General features: G+C 71.2%; 5 protein-coding genes and 2 pseudogenes. 1 reads left to right on the plus strand and 6 read right to left on the minus strand.

The features are described from left to right. Positions 1-162 precede the first annotated feature (162 nt). Both ACJX2R_RS05490 and ACJX2R_RS05495 read right to left on the minus strand, forming a co-directional pair. Positions 163-904 (minus strand): annotated as a pseudogene (locus ACJX2R_RS05490) (ATP-binding cassette domain-containing protein); the annotation flags it as partial. Between the two features lie 123 nt (positions 905-1,027). Then, a pseudogene (locus ACJX2R_RS05495) lies at positions 1,028-1,639 on the minus strand (ATP-binding cassette domain-containing protein); the annotation flags it as partial. 458 nt (positions 1,640-2,097) lie between these two features. Here ACJX2R_RS05495 and ACJX2R_RS05500 point away from each other — a divergent pair. Further along, positions 2,098-2,787, plus strand: a complete 690-nt coding sequence (locus ACJX2R_RS05500; protein WP_413099045.1) for a hypothetical protein — start codon at positions 2,098-2,100, stop codon at positions 2,785-2,787. A gap of 71 nt (positions 2,788-2,858) precedes the next feature. Here ACJX2R_RS05500 and ACJX2R_RS05505 read toward each other — a convergent pair whose 3' ends face one another. The 4 genes from ACJX2R_RS05505 to ACJX2R_RS05520 form a co-directional block, all read right to left on the minus strand. Next, a complete protein-coding gene (locus ACJX2R_RS05505) occupies positions 2,859-3,560 on the minus strand; it encodes an alpha/beta fold hydrolase (RefSeq protein WP_413099046.1) in 702 nt (233 codons plus the stop codon). Positions 3,561-3,614: 54 nt separating this feature from the next. After that, entirely contained in the window at positions 3,615-4,457 is an 843-nt protein-coding gene (locus ACJX2R_RS05510; RefSeq protein WP_413099047.1) for an aldo/keto reductase, read from the minus strand. Positions 4,458-4,643: 186 nt separating this feature from the next. Next, the gene (locus ACJX2R_RS05515; RefSeq protein ID WP_413099048.1) at positions 4,644-5,489 is read right to left on the minus strand and encodes an SAM-dependent methyltransferase; all 846 of its coding nucleotides are present in this window, start codon (positions 5,487-5,489) and stop codon (positions 4,644-4,646) included. Positions 5,490-5,612: 123 nt separating this feature from the next. After that, entirely contained in the window at positions 5,613-22,907 is a 17,295-nt protein-coding gene (locus ACJX2R_RS05520; protein ID WP_413105775.1) for a type I polyketide synthase, read from the minus strand. Positions 22,908-22,937: the final 30 nt, after the last annotated feature.

The following is a 22,937-nucleotide window of genomic DNA, read 5'->3' on the forward strand; positions in this document are numbered from 1 at the left end:
GCACCTCCCGGACCTCATCGGCGGCGATGTCCCGCAACTCCCCACCGACCAGCAGCCACCGGGTGATGCCGATCGACTCCAGGAACGGCAGATCGTGGCTGGCGACCACGAGCGCGCCCTGGTAGGAGTCCAGCGCGCTCGTCAACTGCCGCACACTGGCCAGGTCGAGGTTGTTGGTCGGCTCGTCGAGCATCAGCAGTTGCGGGGCCGGTGCGGCGAGCATGGTGGCCGCGAGTGCGGCCCGGAAGCGTTCCCCACCGGAGAGGGTCCCCGCCGGCTGCTCCGCACGCGCGCCCTTGAAGAGGAAGCGCGCGAGCTGGGCGCGGATGTGGTTGTCGGTGACACCGGGCGCCCGGCTCGCCACGTTGGCCGCCACGCTCAGCTCGTCGTCCAGGACATCCAGCCGCTGGGGGAGGAACCGCAGCGGTACGTACGTCCTGGCCTCACCGGACAGCGGGGCGAGTTCGCCGGTGAGGGTGCGCAGCAGCGTGGTCTTACCGGCTCCGTTGCGCCCGACCAGCGCGATGCGTTCGGGCCCGTGCACATGCAGGGTGGCATCGATCAACGCGCCGTACTGGGGGCGCAGTTCACTCAGGCTGAACACGGTACGGCCCGCGGGCACGGCGGTGTGCGGCAGGCTCACCCGGATCTCGGCGTCGTCGCGGACCGCGTCCGCGGCCTCCTCACGCCGCTCGCGCGCCTCGTGGAGACGGTCTTCGTGCAGATCACGGAGCTTGCCCGCCGACTCCTGCGCGGCCCGCTTGCGGGCCCCGGCGACGATTCTCGGGGCCCGCCGCTCGATGTCCATCTTCTTGCTCTGCCGCTGACGGCGGGCCAGTTTGATATGGGTCTCCTCCAGTTCGCGCTTTTGCCGCCGCACATCCGCCTCCGCGGCCCGCAGCATGCGCGCGGCCGCCTCCTGCTGGGTGGCCAGCGCCTCCTGGTAGGCGGACCAGCCACCGCCGTACCAGGTCACCGACCCGGACCGCAGTTCGGCGATGCGGTCCACCCGCTCCAGCAGCTCACGGTCATGGCTGACCACGACCAGCACACCGGAGCGCCAGGAGTCCACGGCGTCGTAGAGCCGGCGCCGCGCGAACAGGTCGAGGTTGTTGGTGGGTTCGTCGAGCAGCAGGACGTCCGGGCGCTCCAGGAGCAGGGCGGCCAGGCGCAGCAGCACGGTCTCCCCGCCGGACAGACGGCCGACGGTGCGGTCCAGTTCGACGTCGCCGAGCCCGAGTGAGCCCAGTGTCGCCAGGGCCCGCTCCTCGACGTCCCAGTCGTCGCCAATGGTCTCGAAGTGGGCCTCGTCGACGTCTCCGGCCTCGATGGCGCGCAGCGCGGCGCGCCGCTCGGCGATGCCCAGGGCCTGGTCCACGCGGAGGGTGGTGTCCAGGGTGATGTTCTGCGGAAGGTGGGCGAGGCTGCCTCCGACGGTCACCGACCCCTCGGTGGGACGCAACCGGCCGGCGATCAACCGCAGCAGGGTGGACTTGCCGCTGCCGTTGGTGCCCACGAGGCCGGTGCGGCCCCGCCCGATGCCGAGCGAGAGTCCGTCGAAGACGGGCGTGCCGTCAGCCCACTGGAAGGACATGGCCGAGCAGGTCACGGAGGCGCTGGGGGTGGGGGATGCTGCCATGGTGTTCTCGCATTCGTAAGCGCTGTGAACAAGGGGCTACGTATGCGAGCACCACGCGGCGACCAAGCCGGGGAATGGGGTGCGGCCCTCCGAAGGGTGAGGGACGGCGTATGCACCGAGGTCGCATCCACGCGGGTCACGGGCGGCAAGAAGGCCGGCTACGGCGTGACGGGCTACGGCTTGTGCCGTACCGCGCGATGATCGCGAACCTCAGATACGCAACGTCCACCTCTATCGGAGACAACAGGACCCGGGCAGTATACCCCAGCCGTGGCCTGTGGTGTCGTGGACTCGGCCGGGCGGTGGCCACGCTGCCACCTTCCTGCCAACCTTTCGCACTCCCCCGCTGCCGCCTACGGCCGCCGTTACGATCATCCGCGTGACCTGGCGGCGCATCCGCACCGAGGCGCGCTGCCCGTTTCGGATCGCATGGATCATCGGATCAAGGGGCGTGAGAAGTGAACAGCCGGTTAAGCATCGCGGCCGTGTCGGCCGTCTCCCTGGTGGCGCTCCTGGGCGGCACGACAGTGGCGGCGGCGCAGGAGTCCGACCCGGCGCCGAAGTCCTGTGACGGTGTCCGGCTGACCGGTGAGCTCCCCGCTCCGGCGCCCGGCCAGGCCGTTTCGGGGCAGATCACCATTGGCGCCGACTGCAAGCCGGAGCGGGTCTCCGTCCAGCACGGCCCGGCGTCGGCCCGCTCGGCCCGCGCCGCGACCGCCGCCGGGGGCACCACCACGTCAGCCACCGCCGCCGGCCATCAGCTGCGGGGCTGGAACGAGATGTACGACTGCTGCAACATCCGGATGACGGGCGTGTACACCACCTCCTCATGGGACACCGCGAACGGGCGCGTGACCACGGGCGGCACCACGGCCACCCAGGAGTGGAACCGCGAGCCGTGGGACGCCGGTTGGTCGCTCACCTCGCAGAACGCGAAGGACGACTGCGTCACGGACTGCGCCGAGGTCAACTCCGAGGCGCACGCCGACTTCGCGTACAAGGGGGTCTTCGACCCGACCGGCGACTGGTACGACAACACCCACCACTCGTATGTCCAGTTGAAGGCGGACGGGACGGCGAGCTGCCGCTTCGATGTGGAGCTGCGGCACACCTTCGTGGGGTGGAACTGGCGGTACGGCTGCGAGTGACCGCTCCGGCGGTGCGATGGCACACGGCGTGGCTCGCCGTGTGCCATCGGCCCCTCAGGTGTGGGGCGGGGTCACGATGCCCCGGCGCAGCCGAGCAGTATCCGGGCGAGCTCACGCGGCTGGGAGAACATCGGCCAGTGGCCGGTGTCCATCTCGACCAGCCGCCAGTGCTCGCTCTTCAGCAGCTCGGCCGCGTGGCCCATCGGCTCATCGCCGTCGAGCAGGCACTTGATGTACGTGGCCGGAAGCCCGCCGAGCGGGCGCGCCAGCACGGCAGGCTCGGAGAGTGTGGCGCCCGGATGCGGTGTGGCACCGGCCACGAACCGCGCGATCTGCTCATCGGTGAGCCCCTGGCCCTCGCAGTCGGCCTCGGTCACGGGCGCCCAGAAGCCGTCGTTCGCGGCCATCGACGCCTCCACCATGGCCCGGCCGCCGGGCAACGCCGACAGGAACGACTCACCGTCCACCGGAACGTTGGAGTCCACGAACACCACATGGGCCAGCCGGTCGCCGACACGCTCGGCGGCCTGGCCGACCGGGATGCCCGAATAGCTGTGCCCCACCAGGACCACATCGCGCAGGTCGAGGCGCTCGATCTCGCCGACGATGTCCTGGACGTGGGTCTGCTGTCCGGCCGGCACACCCTGCTTATCGGCGAGTCCGGACAGCGTGAGGGCATGGGCGCCGTGTCCGGCCGCCCGTAGCTCCGGCACCACCTCGTCCCATGCCCACGAACCCAGCCACGCACCCGCCACCAGTACGAATTCCGTCATGGTGGCAAGGTAGCGCGGACCTCTGACAACGGTCTCAGTCGTCCGACAACGGCCTCAAAGGACATCGAGGGGCACGGGCTCCGTGGGCGGTGGGAAGGCGCGGTCCAGCGCGGCCAGGTCCTCCGACGTCAGCTGGAGATCCAGCGCGGCGCGGTTCTCCTCGACATGGTCGACCCGCCCGGCCTTGGGGATCGCCATCACCCCCTGCCGGAGCACCCACGCCAGCATCACCTGCGCGGGGGTCGCGTCATGGGCCCGTGCGACCTCCCGCAGCGCGCCGGTGCGCGGCAGGCGTCCCTGCTCGATGGGCGAATAGGCCATCAGCGGGATGTCGCGCCGGTGGCACCAGGGCATGAGGTCGTACTCCACACCGCGCCGGGTGAGGTTGTAGAGCACCTGGTTGACGGCGACACCGTCGCCACCGGGGATGGAGACGAGATCCGTCATGTCAGAGGCGTCGAAGTTGCTCACACCCCAGTGGCGGATCTTGCCGCTCCCGGTGAGTTCGGTGAAGGCTTCGAGGGTCTCCTCCAGCGGGATATGCCCCCGCCAGTGCAGCAGATACAGATCCAGCCGGTCCGTGCCGAGCCGCCGCAGGCTGTCCTCGCAGGCCGCGATGGTGCCACTGCGGTCGGCGTGGCCGGGCAGCACCTTGCTGATCAGGAACACCTCATCGCGGCGGCCGGCGATCGCCTCCCCGACAAGTTCCTCGGAGGCGCCGCTGCCGTACATCTCGGCCGTGTCCACGACGGTCATTCCCAGGTCGAGGCCACGCCGCAGCGCCGCGATCTCATCGGCGCGGCGCCGGGGGTGGTCACCGATGTGCCAGGTGCCCTGGCCGAGCAGCGGGATCCGCTCCCCCGAGGGCAGCGGGACGGTGTCCGGTGCGCTGGTCATCTTGCCCGCCTCCTGGTTCTCCGGCTGCCTCCCACGGTAGGCGACGCCAGGGGCGACGCGACTGCCCGCCCCGCGTGGCCCCGGAAATCCGTCGCGGCCCTCTCCGCGCCGAGGGGCGGGCCGAATGTTCCGGCCCGCCCCTGAATGACTTCCTGACCGGAACCGGGAAATTCCGGCGCCGAGGACTTACGCGGTTTCGGGCCGCCGCGCGGTGGCGATCAGATAACCCAGCTCGGGCATTTCCATGTTCTCGCCCTCGGCGGGCTTCAACTTCTTGAAGACCTCCGGGTCGACCTTGGACGCCAGCTGTTCCATGTTCTGGGCCATGGCCTCACCGAGCCGCCGGACCGACTGCTTGGTGGTGCTTTCGCTGACGTCGAGCAGTTCCGTACAGCGCAGCCCGGCCTGGCGCAGCATCGCCGGATACGTCTCGAAAGACGCGGGCGGCTGGGTGAGGTACCGCTGGAGAATGTTCTCGATGACCGGCCGCCGCTCCTCGGAGATCTCCTCGCGCTCGTAGTTGTCGGTGAGCGCGAGGCGCCCGCCGGGGCGCAGGACGCGGGCGGCCTCCGCGAGCGCCGCCGTGCGGTCGGGCATCTGCATCACGGATTCCAGCATCCAGATGGCGTCGAATGAGCCGTCGTCGAAGGCCAGGTCCATCGCGTCGCCGTGCTGGAAGGTGACCTTGCCGCTCACCCCGGCGGCCTCGGCCAGCTCATTGGCCTTCTCGACCTGCTTGCGGCTGACGCTGATGCCCACCACCTCGGCACCCGTCTTCTGCGCGAGCCTGATCGCGGGCCCGCCGAAGCCGCAGCCGATGTCCAGGACCCGGGAGCCGGCACCGATGTGCAGCCGCGCGATCATCATGTCGGTGAGCCGGTCGGCGGCGTCCGCCAGGGTGGTGCTGTCCTCCTGGCTGTTCCAGTAGCCGACATGGATGTTCGGGCCGTACAGCGAGGCGTCGAACATGCCCACCAGCTGGTCGTAGAACTCGCCGACCCGCTCACCGACCGCGCTGACATTGGACGTCATGATGTTTCCTCCCGCAGTAATGGAAAGGTCTTCGGCGACATCAGAAATCCGCGAGCGCCTTCCCCGTTTTTTCTTCCGCGCTTCGAATGAACGCGAGCCTATCAGGATGTCAGGCAATGCGAATCACACGTTCTCCGCAAGCCAGTTGAGGACCGCTTCGGCGGCCACCCCGGCGAAATCTTCCATCATGGTGAAGTGGTCGCCGGGAACGTCGATACGGGTGAGCGTGGCGCCCCATGCCGATTCCTCGTCGTTCGCCTCTCCGGATCCCGGAAAGGATTCCTCCGCTTTCACCGTGAGAATCGGCGCGCCGATCGGCGTCGGCCCCCACTCGGAGAAGAGGCGCAGATAGCCGCCCATCGCGGTCAGCCTGCCCTCGTCCACCACGCCGAACATCTTTTCGCGGTCGAACATCTTGCCGGACAGATTCGTCTGGATCCACGGCAACGCCTCGCTGCGCGGCAGATAGGTGTCCAGCAGGACGACCGCCGAGGGCGCGCTGCCACGCGCCTCCAGCCACCCGGCCACCGCCTGGGCGATCCAGCCGCCGGACGAGCGTCCGACGAGCACGAACGGCTTCTCCCCGACACAGCGCAGCACCGCCTCCGCCTGCATCTCCACGACGACGTCGACGCTCGCCGGAAGCAACTCCCCCTTGCCGAAGCCCGGCTCGGGCAGCACGGAGACATCGCGGCGGCCCCGGAACCCGGCCGCGAAGCGGGCGTACTCGCGCGGCCCCGAGATGGCGACCAGCGACGGGAAGCACACCAGCCCCGGCGCCGTACCGCCCTTGGAGAGCCGCACCAGCTTGGGCGGTGTGGTCAGCTCCGCCGCCGTACGGAACGACGGGCGCAGCCGGGCCGCGGCCATGAGCAACTGGGTGCCCGCCACGTACTGTTCATCGGCGCACGCCTGCCGGTACAGCGCCTCGATCGTCGATCCGGTCGTGGCCTTGGCCGCGCCGGCACTCGTGGCCTGAGGTGCGGTTCGCGTGGCCGACGCTTCGCCCTGGGGCGCGGAGTCCGGGGCGCCGGGGGCCAGTTGGGCGCGCAGGTGGGCGGCGAGCGCCGCGGGTGTGGTGTGGTCGAAGAGCAGCGTGGCGGGCAGGTTGAGACCGGTGGCGAGGTTGAGCCGGTTGCGGATCTCCACGGCGGTGAGCGAGGTGATGCCCAGCTCGAGGAAGGCGTGGTCGTCCTCCACCAGGTCCGGCGAGTCATGGCCGAGCACGGTGGCGGCATGCGTGCGCACCAGTTCGGTCAGGAGCCGGGTCTGCTCCCTGGCCGACAGCCCGTTCAGGCGCTGCCCGATCGGCTCCACTCCCCCGGCGCCGGATCCGGAGCCGGAGGCGGCGTTGTGGGCGGCGCGGCGGGCCGGGACCCGGACCAGTCCGCGCAGCAGATGCGGGACGCCGAGGGAGGCGGCCTGGACTCGTAGGGCGGCGATGTCGAGCCGCATGGGTACCAGGAGCGGGTGTGCGTGGGTGGTGCTCTCCGGGTGCGTGTCAGTGGCGCCTTCCGGCTGGCCGCCGCCCCTCGCGTCGGTGCCCCCGCCCTGGCCGGGGTCCCCGGCCAGGGCAGCCCGGGCATGCGCTCGCGCCGTCGCCGCGTCGAAGAGCGCCAGGCCCTCCTCGGACGACAGTGCGGTCACTCCCGCCCGGTTGAGCCGTTCGACGTCGCTGTCGTCCATGTGCCCCGTCATGGCGCTGCGTTCGGCCCACAGCCCCCAGGCCAGGGAGACCGCCGGCAGCCCCCGCGCCCTGCGCCGCTGCGCCAGCGCGTCCAGGAACGCGTTGGCCGCGGCGTAATTGGCCTGGCCACTGCCGCCGAAGACGCCCGCCGCCGAGGAGAACAGCACGAACGCGGACAGCGGCAGGTCTTCCGTCAGCTCATGGAGGTTGATGGCGGCATCGGCCTTGGGCCGCAGCACCGTATCGATGCGCTCCGGGGTCAGCGACCCGATCACCCCGTCGTCGAGCACACCGGCCGCGTGCACCACCCCGGTCAGCGGATGGTCGGCCGGTACGGTGGCAAGCAGCCGCGCCAGCGCGGCGCGGTCGGCCGTGTCGCAGGCGGCCAGGGACACCGAAGCCCCCGACGCGGTCAGCTCGTCCACCAGCTCGGCGGCGCCGGTGGCCTCGCGACCCCGGCGGCTGGTCAGCAGCAGATGGCGTACGCCGTGCTCGGCCACCAGGTGACGCGCCACCAGGGAGCCCAGCACCCCCGTGGCGCCGGTGATGAGGACCGTTCCCTCCGGGTCCCACAGCGGGGTGGCCGCGGGCTCGCCGTCCCGCTCCCCGGCCGGCGTGGACGTGGCCGGGCGGGCCGCGGGGACCCGAGCGAGTCGTGGCACCAGCACCGCGCCACCGCGCACCGCCAGCTGCGGTTCGTCGCCCGACAGGGCCCGCGGCAGGGCGGCCAAGGACGCCTCGTGGTCGTCCAGGTCGAGCAACAGGAACCGGTCGGGGTTCTCCGACTGCGCCGACCTCACCAGCCCCCACACCGCCGCGCAGGCCGGATCCGCCACCGGCTCCCCGGGCCGGACACCGACCGCCCCACGGGTGACCAGCACCAGTCGGGACCGAACGAACCGCTCATCGGCCAGCCACGACTGCACCAGCGCGAGCGCCCGGTGCGCCGCGGCACGGACCGCCTCGGCGGTCGGAGAGGGGGGAGTCGGCGAGGAGAAGCGGGTCGGGGAGGTCAGGGAGTGTGGGGAGGTCAGGGAGGTCAGGGAGGTGAACACCAGATCCGGCGCCGTTCGCCCCTCCTCGATGGCCTCTCCCAGAGCCGACAGATCCGCATGGGTCTCGGCCAGGGCACCGGCCGTGCCCGCCGACTTCAGCGCCGCGGACAGCCCCGACAGCCCCGTGTCGCCCTCGGCGAGCACGGCCCAACGGCCGGAAGCGCCGGACGACGGGGACACCACCGCGGGCGCCGTCCACTCCAGACCGAAGAGCGACTCGTGGAAGGTGCCATGCGCCGCTCCGAGCTGGTCGCGGGCGACCGCGCGGGTGACGAGCGAATCCACCGAGGCCACCGGCCGCCCCGACTCGTCGAGCGCGGTCAGCGACACCGCGTCCGCCCCAGCCGGGGCCAGCCGCACCCGCAACGCGGACGCGCCGGTGGCATGCAGCGCCACGCCGCTCCAGGCGAAGGGGAGCCGGACCCGTCCGGTGCCGGACCCCTCGTCCCGGCGGGCGTTGCCATCGGGCTCGGGGAGGCGGACGAAGCCGCCGAACGCCATCGCGTGCAACGCGGCGTCCAGCAGGGCCGGGTGGAGGCCGAAGCGCTCGGCGTCCTGCCGTGCCTCCTCCGCCAGGCGGACCTCAGCGAAGACCTCGTCGCCCTTGCGCCAGACGGCACGCAGCCCCTGGAAGGACGGCCCGTAGCCAAGCCCGGTGCGTGCGAACCGCTCGTAGAGCCCGCCGACATCCACCGCCTCCGCACCGGCCGGAGGCCATGCCTCCGGCTCGGTGGGGCGATCGGCTACCGTCGAGGGGCCGCCGCTGCCGAGCACACCGGTGGCGTGCTGTGTCCAGGGGCCGTCCTCCGTCTGTGCGTACACACCGACCGAGCGCCGCCCCGCCTCTTCGGGACCGCCGACGGCGACCTGCAACCGGACCGTGCCCTGCTCGGGCAGCACCAGCGGTGCTCCCAGGGTCAGTTCGTCCACCCGGTCGCAGCCGACCGCGTCACCGGCCCGCATCAGCAACTCCACGAAGGCCGTGCCGGGCAGCAGCGTGACGTCCGCCACCGCGTGGTCGGCGAGCCAGGGGTGGGTACGGAGCGAGAGCCGACCGGTGAGCAGGAAACCGTCGGAGTCGGGCAGCGGCACGGCGGCCCCCAGCAACGGATGCCCGGCCGAGTCCAGCCCCACCGACGCCACATCACCGGCGGCGTCAATGGCCTCGGACTCCAGCCAGAAGTGGGTGCGCTGGAAGGCGTACGTCGGCAGATCGACGCGCCGCGCGCCCGTCTCCGCGAACATCGCCGCCCAGTCGACGGACGCGCCGCCCACATACGCCTCGGCCAGTGAGGTCATAAAACGCTCCGGACCACCTTCGTCGCGACGCAGCGAACCGACCGCGGTGACCCGGGTGCCGTGCTCCTCAGCCGTCTGCTCCACCCCCATCGTCAGGACAGGGTGGGCACTGGCCTCGATGAACACCTGGAGGCCATCGGCGAGCAGGGCGCGTACGGTCTCGTCGAAACGGACCGTCTGGCGCAGATTGCGGTACCAGTACCCGGCGTCCAGGCCCGTGGTGTCCAGCACACCGGCGGTGACCGTGGAGTAGAACGGCACCGACGACGACCGGGGAGCGATATCCGCCAGCTCCCGCAGCAACTCGCCCTCGATGGCCTCGACATGGGCGCAGTGCGAGGCGTAGTCCACGGGGATACGACGCGCCCGGATCTCCTCCGCCTCACACGCCGCCAGCAGCTCGTCCAGCGCGTCCGCGTCACCGGACACCACCACCGACGAAGGCCCGTTCACCGCCGCCACCGACAACCGCTCACCCCACCGGCCCAGCCGCTCCCGAACGGCCTCCACCGGCAGCGACACCGACACCATGCCACCCAACCCCGACAACGCCCGCAACGCCTTGCTCCGCAACGCCACCACCCGCGCCGCATCCTCCAACGACAACGCACCCGCCACACACGCCGCCGCAATCTCACCCTGCGAATGACCCACCACCGCCGCAGGCACCACCCCATACGAACGCCACACCTCAGCCAACGACACCATCACCGCCCACAACACCGGCTGCACCACATCCACCCGCCCCAACGCCACCTCATCACCCAACACATCCACCAACGACCACTCCACAAACGGCCCCAACGCCGCCGCACACTCACCCAACCGCTCCGCGAACACCGAAGACGACCCCAACAACCCCGCCGCCATCCCCACCCACTGCGAACCCTGACCAGGGAAGACCAACACCGCACGACCATCACCACCCACAACCACACCCCGCACCACACCCGTCGCCTCGCGGCCCTCGGCCAGCGCGGTCAGGCCGCTGACGAGCGCGGTACGGTCACCGCCCAGCACCACCGCCCGCCGCTCGAACGCCGCGCGCGTGGTGACCAGCGACAGTCCGATGTCCGTCACCGCCGGGCCGGTCTCCCCGGCCATGAGCGAGAGCAGTCGCCCGCCCTGCTCACGCACACCGGCATCGGACTTCGCCGACAGCACCCATGGCACCACGGCGAGCGCCGACTCCCCGCTCTTCTCGGAGCCTTCGCCCTCGGGCGACGGCGCCTGCTCGAGGATGATGTGCGCGTTGGTGCCGCTGAGGCCGAAGGAGGAGACGCCCGCCCGGCGTGGGCGGCCGGTCTCGGGCCAGGGCCTGGCCTCGGTGAGCAGTTCGACGGCTCCCGCCGTCCAGTCGATGTGCGCCGACGGTTCGTCCACGCCCAGCGTCTGTGGCAGCAGACCATGCCGCATGGCGAGCACCATCTTCATGATGCCCGCGACACCGGCCGCGGCCTGGGTGTGTCCGATGTTGGACTTGATCGAGCCGAGCCACAGGGGCTGGTCATCGGTGCGTTCACGGCCGTACGTGGCCAGCAGCGCCTGCGCCTCGATCGGATCGCCCAGCGTGGTACCCGTCCCGTGCGCCTCCACCGCGTCCACCTCGGCCGCCGACAGCCGCGCGTTCGCCAGCGCCGCCCGGATCACCCGCTGCTGCGAGGGACCGTTGGGCGCGGTGAGGCCGTTGCTCGCACCGTCCTGGTTGACGGCGGAGCCGCGTACGACCGCCAGTACCGGGTGGCCGTTGCGGCGCGCGTCCGACAGCCGCTCCAGCAGCAGCATGCCCACACCCTCACCCCAGCCCGTGCCATCGGCCGCCGCCGCGAACGGCTTGCACCGGCCGTCCGGCGCCAGCCCGCGCTGACGGCTGAACTCCACGAAGGTGGCGGGGGTGGACATCACGGCCACTCCGCCCGCCAGCGCCAGCGAGCACTCGCCCTGGCGCAGCGCCTGCGCCGCCAAGTGCAGGGCCACCAGCGACGACGAGCACGCCGTGTCGATGGTCACGGCCGGGCCCTCGAGACCGAAGGTGTAGGCGACCCGTCCCGACGCGATGCTTCCGGACCCGCCCGTGGCGAGATAGCCCTCGGCGCCCTCGGGGACGCTCCGGAGCTGGGAGCCGTAGTCGTGGTACATCAGACCCGCGAAGACACCGGTCGCGCTGCCCCGAAGGGTCGTGGCGTCGATTCCGGCCCGCTCGAACGCTTCCCAGGACGTCTCCAGCAGCAGCCTCTGCTGCGGGTCCATCGCCAGGGCCTCACGTGGCGAGATGCCGAAGAACGCCGGGTCGAACTCGCCTGCGGTGTGCAGGAAGCCGCCCTCACGCGCATAGCTCTTGCCATCCGCCTCCGGGTCGGGGTCGTACAGACCCGCCACATCCCAGCCACGGTTGACGGGGAAGCCGGAAATGGCCTCGTCGCCCGCCGCGAGCAGCCGCCACAGCTCCTCCGGGGACCGGGCGCCACCGGGGAATCGGCAGGCCATGCCGACGATCGCCACCAGGTCGTCGCCGGTGTCCGCCTTGCCGGTGGGCAGGGCGGGGTGGGCCGTGCGTAGGCCGTCGTCCCCGTCGGTCAGCTCCTGGTGGAGATGGCGGGCCAGGGCGATCGGGTTCGGATAGTCGAACACCAGCGTGGCCGTGAGGCGCAGTCCGGTGGCCGTGCCGAGGCGGTTGCGCAGCTCCACCGCCGTCAGCGAGTCGAAGCCGAAGTCCTTGAAGGCGCGGCCCGGCTCCACCGCGGCCGCCCCACCGTGTCCGAGCACGGTGGCCACGCACCGCCGCACCAGGTCCAGCACCAGGCGTTCGCCGTCCTCCGACGACGCCGCGGCGAGCCGTTCCCGCAGATCACCCGCGGCCCCGGTGCCGTCCGCCGCGGCCCGGCGTGCCATGGACCGCATCAACTCCCGCATGATGTGGGGCACTTCGCCGTCGGCGCCACGCGCCTTGGCCGGGTCCAGCCGCATCGGGATGACCACGGGCAGTTCCCCTGCACATCCCGCGTCGAACAGGGCCAGGCCCTCCTCCGGCGACAGGCCGTCCACTCCGGCCCGGCCCATGCGTCGCAGATCCGTCTCGGCCAGCCCGCCGGCCATTCCGCCGCGCTCGTCCCACAAGCCCCAGGCGAGGGACAGGGCGGGCAGCCCCGAGGCTCGACGGCGCCGTATCAGGGCGTCGAGGAAGGCGTTGGCTGCCGCGTAGTTGGCCTGTCCGGCGGTGCCGAAGGTCCCGGCGGCCGAGGAGAACACGACGAACGCCGACAGGTCCATCGCCTCGGTCAGCTCGTGCAGGGCAAGCGCCGCGTCCATCTTCGGGCGCAACACCGCGTCCAGGCGCTCCGGTGTCAGCGATGCGATGACGCCGTCGTCGAGCGTCCCGGCCGTGTGGACCACTCCGCGCAGCGGATGTGCTTCGGAGACGCCCTTCACGGCGGCGGTCAGGGCGTCCCGGTCGGCCACGTCGCAGGCGGCCCAGCTGACCGACGCGCCCGCCGCCACCAGCTCGTCCTCCAGCGCGCGGGCGCCGGGGGCGTCCGCGCCGCGACGGCTCACCAGCAGCAGATGGCGTACGCCACGCTCGGCCACGAGGTGGCGGGCGACCAGCCCGCCCAGCGTGCCGGTGGCGCCGGTCACCAGGACCGTGCCCTCCGCGTCCCACACCGCCGAGTGAGTGGCGGCTCGGGCGGTCTCGGACGTCTCGGACGTCTCGGGAGCCGGGGTGGCCCCGGTGGTTCGTACCCGGCCCAGTCGGGGTGCCAGCAACCGTCCGCCGCGCACGGCCACCTGGGGTTCGCCACTCGCCGCCGCCGCGGACAGCAGGGAGAGGGTCTTGGGGGGCAGTGGCCGACGCCCGGACTCGTGCTCCGGTGCCCGATCCCCACCGTCCAGGTCGACCAGGACGAACCGATCCGGGTGCTCGGTCTGCGCGGTCCGTACCAGACCCCATACGGCGGCCGCCGCGAGATCCACCACGGCCTTGTCGTTCTGGCCGCCCTCATCGCCCTCGACGGCCACAGCGCCATGCGTGGCGATCACCAGTCGCGATCCGGCGAACCGCTCCTCGGCCAGCCATCCCCGCACCAGCTCCAGCGCCCGCTGGAGCACCTCCCGTATCCCATCGGCCTCGGCGGCGGTCATGGATGGGACCACACACGCCACCGCCGGAGGCACGGCCCCTTCGCCGCCGAACGCCTCGCCGAACGCCGCTATGTCGGGCCAGTCAGCACCGTTCAGCGGCGCCACCTCGGCCACGGAGTCGTTCACCGAAGCCTCGGCGCCCGGCAGAACGCTCCAGTTCAGCCGGAAGAGGGACTGGTGCACCGCCCCGCGCGCCGCGTTGACCTGCTCCGGGGAGACGGGGCGCGTCGCCAGCGAGTCCACCGTGGCCACCGGCGCACCGGTCCCGTCCGCCACTTCCATCGACAGCGCCATGCCATCGGGTCCGGTGGGGGTGAGGCGTACGCGCAGCGTGGCGGCGCCCGCCGCGTACACCGACACCCCGCTCCATGAGAACGGCAGCCGGATCTCCTCCGACGCGGCGGTGGCGTCCGAGGCGCCGGTGGCCTGCGACATACCTGGGGCGGTGGCCTGCGACATACCGGTGGCCGCGGCGCCCACGGCGTGCAGGGCGGCATCCAGCAAGGCCGGGTGGAGGCCGAAGCGGCGCGGGTCCTGCTCCGCCTCGTCGGGCAGCGCGACCTCGGCGAACACCTCGGTCCCGCGCCGCCACACGCCACGCAGCCCCTGGAACACCGGCCCGTACCGCAGCCCCGTCTCGGCAAGCCGCTCGTAGTGCCCGTCCAGCGCCACGGGTTCGGCGTCCCGTGGCGGCCATACGGAGGCGGGGAGGGCGGCGCGAGCGGGGGTGGACAGCTCGGGCGCGACACTGCCCGTCGCATGCCGAAGCCACGGCCCTTCCCCGCCGTCCTCGCGTGAGTGCACGGTCAGCGCCCGGCGCCCCGAGTCATCGGTGTCGGAGACCGACACCCGCACCTGTACGCCACCGTGCTCGGGCAGGACCAGCGGTGCCTCGAGCGTCAGCTCCTCCAGCCGGGCGCATCCGACGCGGTCACCCGCGTGCAGCGCCAGCTCGACGAACGCCGTCCCCGGCAGCATCACCGCCCCCAGCACCTCATGATCGGCCAGCCAGGCGTGCGTACGCCCGGACAGCCGGCCGGTGAACAGGCATCCGTCGGAGTCGGGCAGCGTCACCGCGGCGCCGAGCAGCGGATGCTCCGCGGAACCGAGCCCCGCCGAGGCCACATCCGCCGTGGACACGGCCGACTCCAGCCAGTACCGCTCCCGCTGGAAGGCATACGTGGGCAGCTCGACGGTCCGGGGGCGCGCCGGTGCGAGGAGTGCCGCCCAGTCCACGAAGCGACCCCGGACATGGATCTGAGCCAGCGCTTCGAGCAGCGAGGCGGCCTCATCACGACCGGGGCGCAGGGCCGGGGCGAAGGTGGCGTCAGGAGCGCACTCCTGCCCCATCCCGGACAGCACTCCGTCCGGGCCCAGTTCCAGATGGGTGGTGGCGCCCTGGTCCGCCAGGCTCTTCACGCCATCGGCGAAGCGCACGGTCTCGCCGACGTGCCGTACCCAGTACTCGGCCGAGCACAGCGCCTCGGCGTCCGCCACCAGACCCGTCACATTCGACACCACGGGGATGCGGGGAGGCGCGTACGACAGCCCCTCGGCCACCCGCCGGAACTCCGCCAGCATCGGCTCCATCAACGGTGAATGGAACGCATGCGAAACCCGCAGCCGCTTCGTCTTGACGCCCCCGGCCTCCAGCAGCCCGGCGACCTCCAACACCGCCGCCTCAGCACCGGAGATCACCGTCGAACGCGGACCGTTGACCGCCGCTACGCTCACCTCAGCCTCACGACCGACTAGCAACGGCAGCACATCCGCCTCAGCCGCCTGAACCGACACCATCACCCCACCCGGCGGCAACCCCTGCATCAACCGCCCACGAGCCGCCACCAACACACACGCATCCGCAAGCGACAACACACCCGCCACATACGCGGCCACCAGCTCACCAATCGAATGCCCGGTCACGAAGTCCGGCCGCACACCCCACGACTCCACCAACCGGAACAACGCCACCTCGACCGCGAACAACCCACACTGGGTATAAGCGGTCTCATCCAACGCCGCCACGTCCCCGCTGATCACTTCCCGCAGCGAGAGCTCCAGCGCGCCCTCAAAGTGCCCACACACCTCATCGAAGGCATCCGCGAACACCGGGAACGCCTCATACAGCCCCTGCCCCATCCCGACCCGCTGACTGCCCTGCCCCGAGAACAACACCGCCAACTTGCCGGGCACCACCGAACCCTGAACCACGCCAGGCGCCGGATCGCCGATCGACAGGGCCTCCAAGCCATCGACAAGACCAGCCCGATCAGCGGCCAGTACCACGGCACGACGCTCAAACGCGCTACGCGTCGTCGCCAACGACAGCGCCACATCCGCGAGCGGCAGCTCCGGCCGCTCCCCCGCGAACGACACCAGCCGACTCGCCTGCGCTCGCAGCGCGGGTTCGGACCGCCCCGAGACCACCCACGGCACCACCGAGGGCGTCAACGCGCCCGACTCGTCCCGGGGTTCGGCGTCAGTCGGCGCCACCGGCGCCTGCTCCAGGATGACGTGTGCGTTGGTGCCACTGATGCCGAACGACGACACACCCGCACGCCGGGGACGGCCGGTCTCCGGCCACTCCACCGCATCCGTCAGCAACTCCACCGCACCCGCCGACCAATCCACATGCGGCGACGGCTCATCGACATGCAACGTCCTCGGCAACACACCATGCCGCATCGCCAGCACCATCTTCATGACGCCCGCGACACCCGCAGCCGCCTGAGCATGACCGATGTTCGACTTGACCGCACCAAGCCACAGCGGCAACTCCGCCGCGCCACGCTCCTGCCCATACGTAGCCAGCAGCGCCTGCGCCTCGATGGGATCGCCCAGCTTCGTCCCCGTACCGTGCGCCTCGACCGCGTCCACCTCAGCCGCCGACAGCCGAGCACTCTCCAACGCCGCCCGGATCACCCGCTGCTGCGACGGACCATTCGGCGCCGACAGCCCATTGCTCGCACCGTCCTGATTCACCGCGGAACCACGCACCACCGCCAGCACCCGGTGCCCGTTTCGCCGCGCGTCCGACAGCCGCTCGAGCAGCAGCACCCCCGCGCCCTCGGAGAACCCGGTGCCGTCCGCCGCGCCCGCGAAGGCCCGGCACCGCCCGTCCGCCGACAGCCCGCGCTGCCAGCTGAACTCCACGAACAGGCCCGGTGTCGACATCACCGTCACACCGCCCGCGAGCGCGAGCGAGCACTCGCCCCGACGCAGTGCCTGCGCCGCCAGATGCAACGCCACCAGCGACGAGGAACACGCGGTGTCCACCGTGACCGCCGGGCCCTCGAATCCGAAGGTGTAGGAGATCCGCCCCGAGACGATGCTGCCCGCGCTGGGGGAGCCGGGGCCACCGCCCGGGCCCTGCAACAGGCCGTAGTCGTGGTGCATCACACCGGCGAAGACCCCGGTCTGGCTGCCACGCAGGGTCGACGGGTCGATACCGGCCCGCTCCAGCGCCTCCCACGACGTCTCCAGCAGCAGCCGCTGCTGCGGATCCATCGCCAGCGCCTCGCGCGGTGAGATCCCGAAGAAGGCCGGATCGAAGTCACCCGCGTCGTAGAGGAAGCCGCCCTCGCGGGCATAGCTCTTCCCCGCGGTGTCCGGGTCCGGGTCGTACAGCCCCTCCACATCCCAGCCGCGGTCTTCCGGGAAGGCGGAGATGGCGTCCGTGCCGCGCTCCAGGAGCTGCCACAGCTGCTCCGGCGTCCGCACCCCACCAGGGAAGCGGCAGCTCATCGCCACGATCGCGACGGGCTCGTCCTGGGTCGCGAGCGTGCCCGTACCGGCGGCGCCGGACGGAGAGACCGACGGGGTGGCGCCCGGGTGCGCCTCGGCCAGCTCGGAGCGCAGATGGCGGGCGATCACCACGGGCGTGGGGTAGTCGAAGACGAGGGTGGCGGGCAGGCGCAATCCGGTGGCCGTGTTCAGCCGGTTGCGCAGCTCGACGGCCGTCAGCGAGTCGAACCCGAGCTCCTTGAACGCACGCCCCACCTCGATGGAGTCCGCCCCCGCGTGTCCGAGCACCTCGGCGACATGGGTGCACACCAGGTTCAGCAGGACTTCGTCCTGTTCGTCCGTTGGCAGGGGCGCGAGCCGCCGCCACAAGTCCGACTCGCCCGCGCCACCGCTGGACGGCCGTACGGCACGGCGCGCGGGAACCGACAGCAGATCGCGGAGGAGGGCGGACACCGCACCGGACGCCGCCTGGGCGCGGAGCGCCGGGAGGTCCAGGCGTATGGGCAGGAGGACGGGCTGCGCCATGGTCCCGGAAACGTCGAACAGTGCAAGGCCCTCTTCCGACGTCAGCGGGGCGATGCCGCCGCGCCGCATGCGCCGTACGTCCTCGTCGGCCAGGTGGCCCGTCATTCCACTGCGCTCGGCCCAGAACCCCCAGGCCAGCGAGACGGCCGGCAGTCCGAGCGCGCGTCGGTGTGCCGCCAGGGCGTCGACGTAAGCGTTCGCCGCGGCATAGTTGCCCTGTCCGGCGCCGCCGAACGTGCCGGCCGCGGAGGAGAACACCGCGAACGCCGTCAGATCCAGGTCCCGGGTCAGCTCGTGCAGGTGGAAGGCGGCATCGACCTTGGGGCGGAGCACCGTGTCGATACGCTCGGGAGTCAGGGTTTCGATGACGCCGTCGTCCAGCACACCGGCCGCGTGCACCACACCACGCAACGGACGATCCGCCGGAATACCCGCCAACACCCCCGCCAACGCCTCACGGTCGGCGGCATCGCAGGCCACCATGGTCACCGACGCACCCAGCTCCGCCAGCTCGGCCTCCAACTCCACCGCACCAGCGGCCTCCCGGCCCCGCCGAGAGACCAACACCAGATGCCGCACCCCGCGCTCGGCCACCAAATGCCGCGCCACCAAACGCCCCAGCGTGCCCATGGCGCCGGTCACCAGCACCGTGCCCTCGGAATCCCAGGCATAGCCTGAGCCAGCGCCCTCAGCAGAAGCCGCAGGAGCAACGGCACGCGACAGCCGAGGCACCAAAGCCTTCCCGGAACGGACGGCCACCTGAGGCTCCCCACACCCCAGCACCGCCTGAAGCACACCGGCCGACACCGGCACATCATCCACGTCCACCAGGACGAACCGATCCGGATGCTCAGCCTGCGCCGACCGCACCAAACCCCACACCACAGCCGCCGCCACATCCGACACACCCTCACCCACCACGGCCGCCACCGCACCCCGCGTCACCACCACCAACCGCGCACCGGCAAACCGCTCCTCCCCCAACCACCCCTGCACCACACCCAGAACACGATGGGCCATCCCCCGTGCCTCGCTCGGATCGCCAGCGGAGGCTCCGGATTCGGCCTCGATGGAGACCACAACGGTGTCGGGGGTGGCCGCGCCGTCGTCCATGGCCTGGATCAGATCCGCCAGTTCCGGATATGTGGTGTCATCCGCGCCGCTCAAGGCGTCAAGGTGCGGTGCCACGCTCCCGAGCAATGCCCACTGGCCGGTGGCAGCGGGGGCTTCATGCTGGGCGGGAACCTCATGCCATGTGGTGTGGAACAGCGCGTCATGCGTCACGCTCCGCGCGGCGCGGAGCTGCTCGGGGGTCACCGTACGGGTCACCAGCGATGCCACCGAGGCTACCGGCGCCCCGGTGGTGTCTGCGACGAGGAGCGAGACCGCATCCGGTCCGGCGGGAGCGAGCCGTACGCGCAAGGTGTCCGCGCCCGTTGCGTACAGGGACACACCGTTCCAGACGAATGGAAGTCCGGGGCCCGGGCGGGCGGAATCCTGTTCCGAGTCGTTCCCTCCCAATACCGCGGTATGCAGGGCGGCGTCGAGGAGTGCCGGGTGGAGACCGAAGCGGCCCGCCTCCGCACGCTGCTCCTCCGCAAGCGCCACCTCAGCGAACACCTCATCACCACGACGCCACGCAGCCCGCACCCCCTGAAACACCGGCCCATACTCCAAACCCACCCCAGCCAACCGCTCATACACCCCACCCACATCCACCGACACCGCACCAACCGGCGGCCACACACCCAACCCATCCACCACCACCGGAACATCAGCCGACAACACCCCCCTCGCATGCCGCCTCCACACCCCCTCACCCTCACCCTCCACCTGCGAAAACACACCCACCACACGCCGGCCCACCCCATCCGGCGCCCCCACCGACAACTGCACCCGCACCCCACCACGCTCCGGCACCACCAACGGCGCCTCCAACGTCAACTCCTCCAACCACCCACAACCCACCCCATCACCCGCACGCAACACCAACTCCACCAACGCCGCCCCCGGCACCACCACCACACCCCACACCACATGATCAGCCAACCAACCATGCGAAACCAACGACAACCGCCCCGTCAACAACACCCCGTCTTCGCCCGCCAACCCCACCACCGCACCCAACAACGGATGATCAGCCGAACCCAAGCCAAGCCCAGCCGCCGCACCCTCGCTGACGGCCACACCCGCTGACTCCAGCCAGTACCGCTCCCGCTGGAAGGCATACGTGGGCAGCTCAACGCGGAGCGCACCCGTCCCCACGAAAGTCCGAGCCCAGTCGACAGAGGCCCCACCCACATACGCCTCGGCCACGGAAGTCAGGAAGCGGTCCAGGCCACCTTCGTCGCGGCGAAGCGAACCGACCGCGGTGACCCGGGTGTCGTGCTCCTCGGCCGTATGCTCGATACCCATCGTGAGCACCGGATGGGCACTGGCCTCGACAAACACCTGGAAACCGTCGGCCAGCAGGGCGCGGACGGTCTCATCGAAACGCACCGTCTGGCGCAGATTGCGGTACCAGTACCCGGCATCCAGCACAGCCGTATCCAGCACCCCACCGGTCACCGTCGAATAGAACGGCACCGACGAGGGCCTAGGACTGATCCCGGCAAGCTCCCGCGACAACTCACCCTCAATGGCCTCCACATGAGCACAATGCGAGGCGTAGTCCACGGGAACGCGCCGCGCCCGGATCTCCTCCGCCTCACACTCGGCCAGCAACTCGTCCAACGCTTCCGCGTCGCCGGACACCACCACGGCCGAGGGCCCGTTCACCGCGGCCACCGACAACCGCTCACCCCACCGGCCCAGCCGCTCCCGTACGGCCTCCACCGGCAGCGACACCGACACCATGCCCCCACGCCCCGACAACGCCCGCAACGCCTTGCTCCGCAACGCCACCACCCGCGCCGCATCCTCCAACGACAACGCACCCGCCACACACGCCGCCGCAATCTCACCCTGCGAATGACCCACCACCGCCGCAGGCACCACCCCAAACGAACGCCACACCTCAGCCAACGACACCATCACCGCCCACAACACCGGCTGCACCACATCCACCCGCCCCAACGCCACCTCATCACCCAACACATCGCCCAGCGACCAGTCCACAAACGGCGCCAACGCCGCCGCACACTCACCCATCCGCTCCGCGAACACCGAAGACGACCCCAACAACCCCGCCGCCATCCCCACCCACTGCGAACCCTGACCAGGGAAAACAAGCACCGCACGACCATCACCACCCACAACCACACCCCGCACCAACCCCGGAGCACCACCACCCTCAGCCACCGCACCCAAACCCCCGACCAGAGCCGCACGATCGCACCCCAACACCACCGCACGATGCTCGAACGCACTACGCGTCACCGCCAGCGAGAACCCAACATCTTTGGCCGACAGCTCCGCCCGAGCACCCAGGTGGGCGAGCAGCCCTTCTGCCTGGGCACGCAGGGCGCTCTCGGACTTCCCCGAGACCAGCCACGGCACGATGCAGGAAGGCAGTTGCCCCGTCTCCTCCGGCGCTTCGCCCTCCGGGTCGGCCGGAGGCTCCTGCTCCAGGATGATGTGGGCATTGGTGCCGCTGATCCCGAAGGACGAGACGCCCGCCCGGCGGGGCTCGTCGTCCTCCGGCCACGGCGTGGCCTCGGTCAGCAGCCTCACCCCGCCCGCCGACCAGTCCACATGGGGTGTTGGCTCGTCGACGTGCAGGGTCCGCGGCAGCAGCCCGTGCCGTATCGCCTGCACCATCTTGATGACGCCGGCCACGCCCGCCGCCGCCTGCGTATGGCCGATGTTGGACTTGATGGAGCCCAGCCACAGCGGCCGCTCGTCGGGCCGGTCCTGCCCGTACGTGGCCAGCAGCGCCTGCGCCTCGATCGGGTCGCCCAGCGTCGTTCCCGTGCCATGTGCCTCGACGACGTCCACCTGCTTGGCGGAGAGTTTCGCGTCGGCCAGGGCCTGACGGATGACTCGCTGCTGGGACGGGCCGTTGGGCGCGGTGAGGCCGTTGCTCGCACCGTCCTGGTTGATGGCGGAGCCGCGTACCACTGCCAGTACCGGATGGCCGTTGCGGCGCGCGTCCGACAGTCGCTCCAGCAGCAGCATGCCCACGCCCTCGCCCCAGCCCGTGCCATCGGCGGCCGCCGCGAACGGCTTGCACCGGCCGTCCGGCGCCAGCCCCCGCTGACGGCTGAACTCCACAAAGGTTCCGGGGGTGGACATCACCGTGACACCGCCCGCGAGGGCGAGTGTGCACTCCTGGCGCCGAAGGGCCTGACCGGCCCAGTGCAGCGCCACCAGGGACGAGGAGCACGCCGTGTCGACGGTGACCGCCGGGCCCTCGAGGCCCAGGGTGTAGGCCACCCGGCCGGAGGCGATGCTGCCCGCGGTGCCGTTGCCCAGGTAGCCCTCCACACCTGCGGGCAGCGAGGTCAGACCGGTGCCGTAGTCGTGGTACATCACACCGGTGAAGACACCGGTCTTGCTGCCCCGCACCGACTCCGGGTCGATACCGGCCCGCTCGAACGCCTCCCAAGCCGTCTCCAGCAGCAGCCGCTGCTGGGGGTCGGTCGCGAGCGCCTCGCGCGGGGACATCCCGAAGAAGGCCGGGTCGAATTCACCGGCGCCGTGCAGAAATCCGCCCTCGCGCGCATAGCTCTTGCCGACCGCGCCCGGGTCGGCGTCGTAAAGCCCCTCCACGTCCCAGCCGCGGTCCTGGGGGAAGCCGGAGATGGCGTCCTCGCCGGCGGCCACCGACCGCCACAGCTCCTCGGGGGAACGCAGCCCGCCCGGGTAGCGGCAGCTCATCGCCACGATCGCGATCGGCTCGTGGTCCGCCGACTCCGCCTCCTGGAGGCGCTGACGCGTCTGGTGGAGTTCGGCAATGACTCGCTTGAGGTAATCCCGGAGCTTGTCTTCGTTGCTCATCGTGCTTTCCCAATCACAAGGCTGTCGGCAGATCGCGGAGGGCTATTGCTTCAAATTGCTTTA

The organism is Streptomyces sp. Inha503 (genome assembly GCF_047215865.1).
Taxonomy (GTDB): domain Bacteria; phylum Actinomycetota; class Actinomycetes; order Streptomycetales; family Streptomycetaceae; genus Streptomyces; species Streptomyces lycopersici.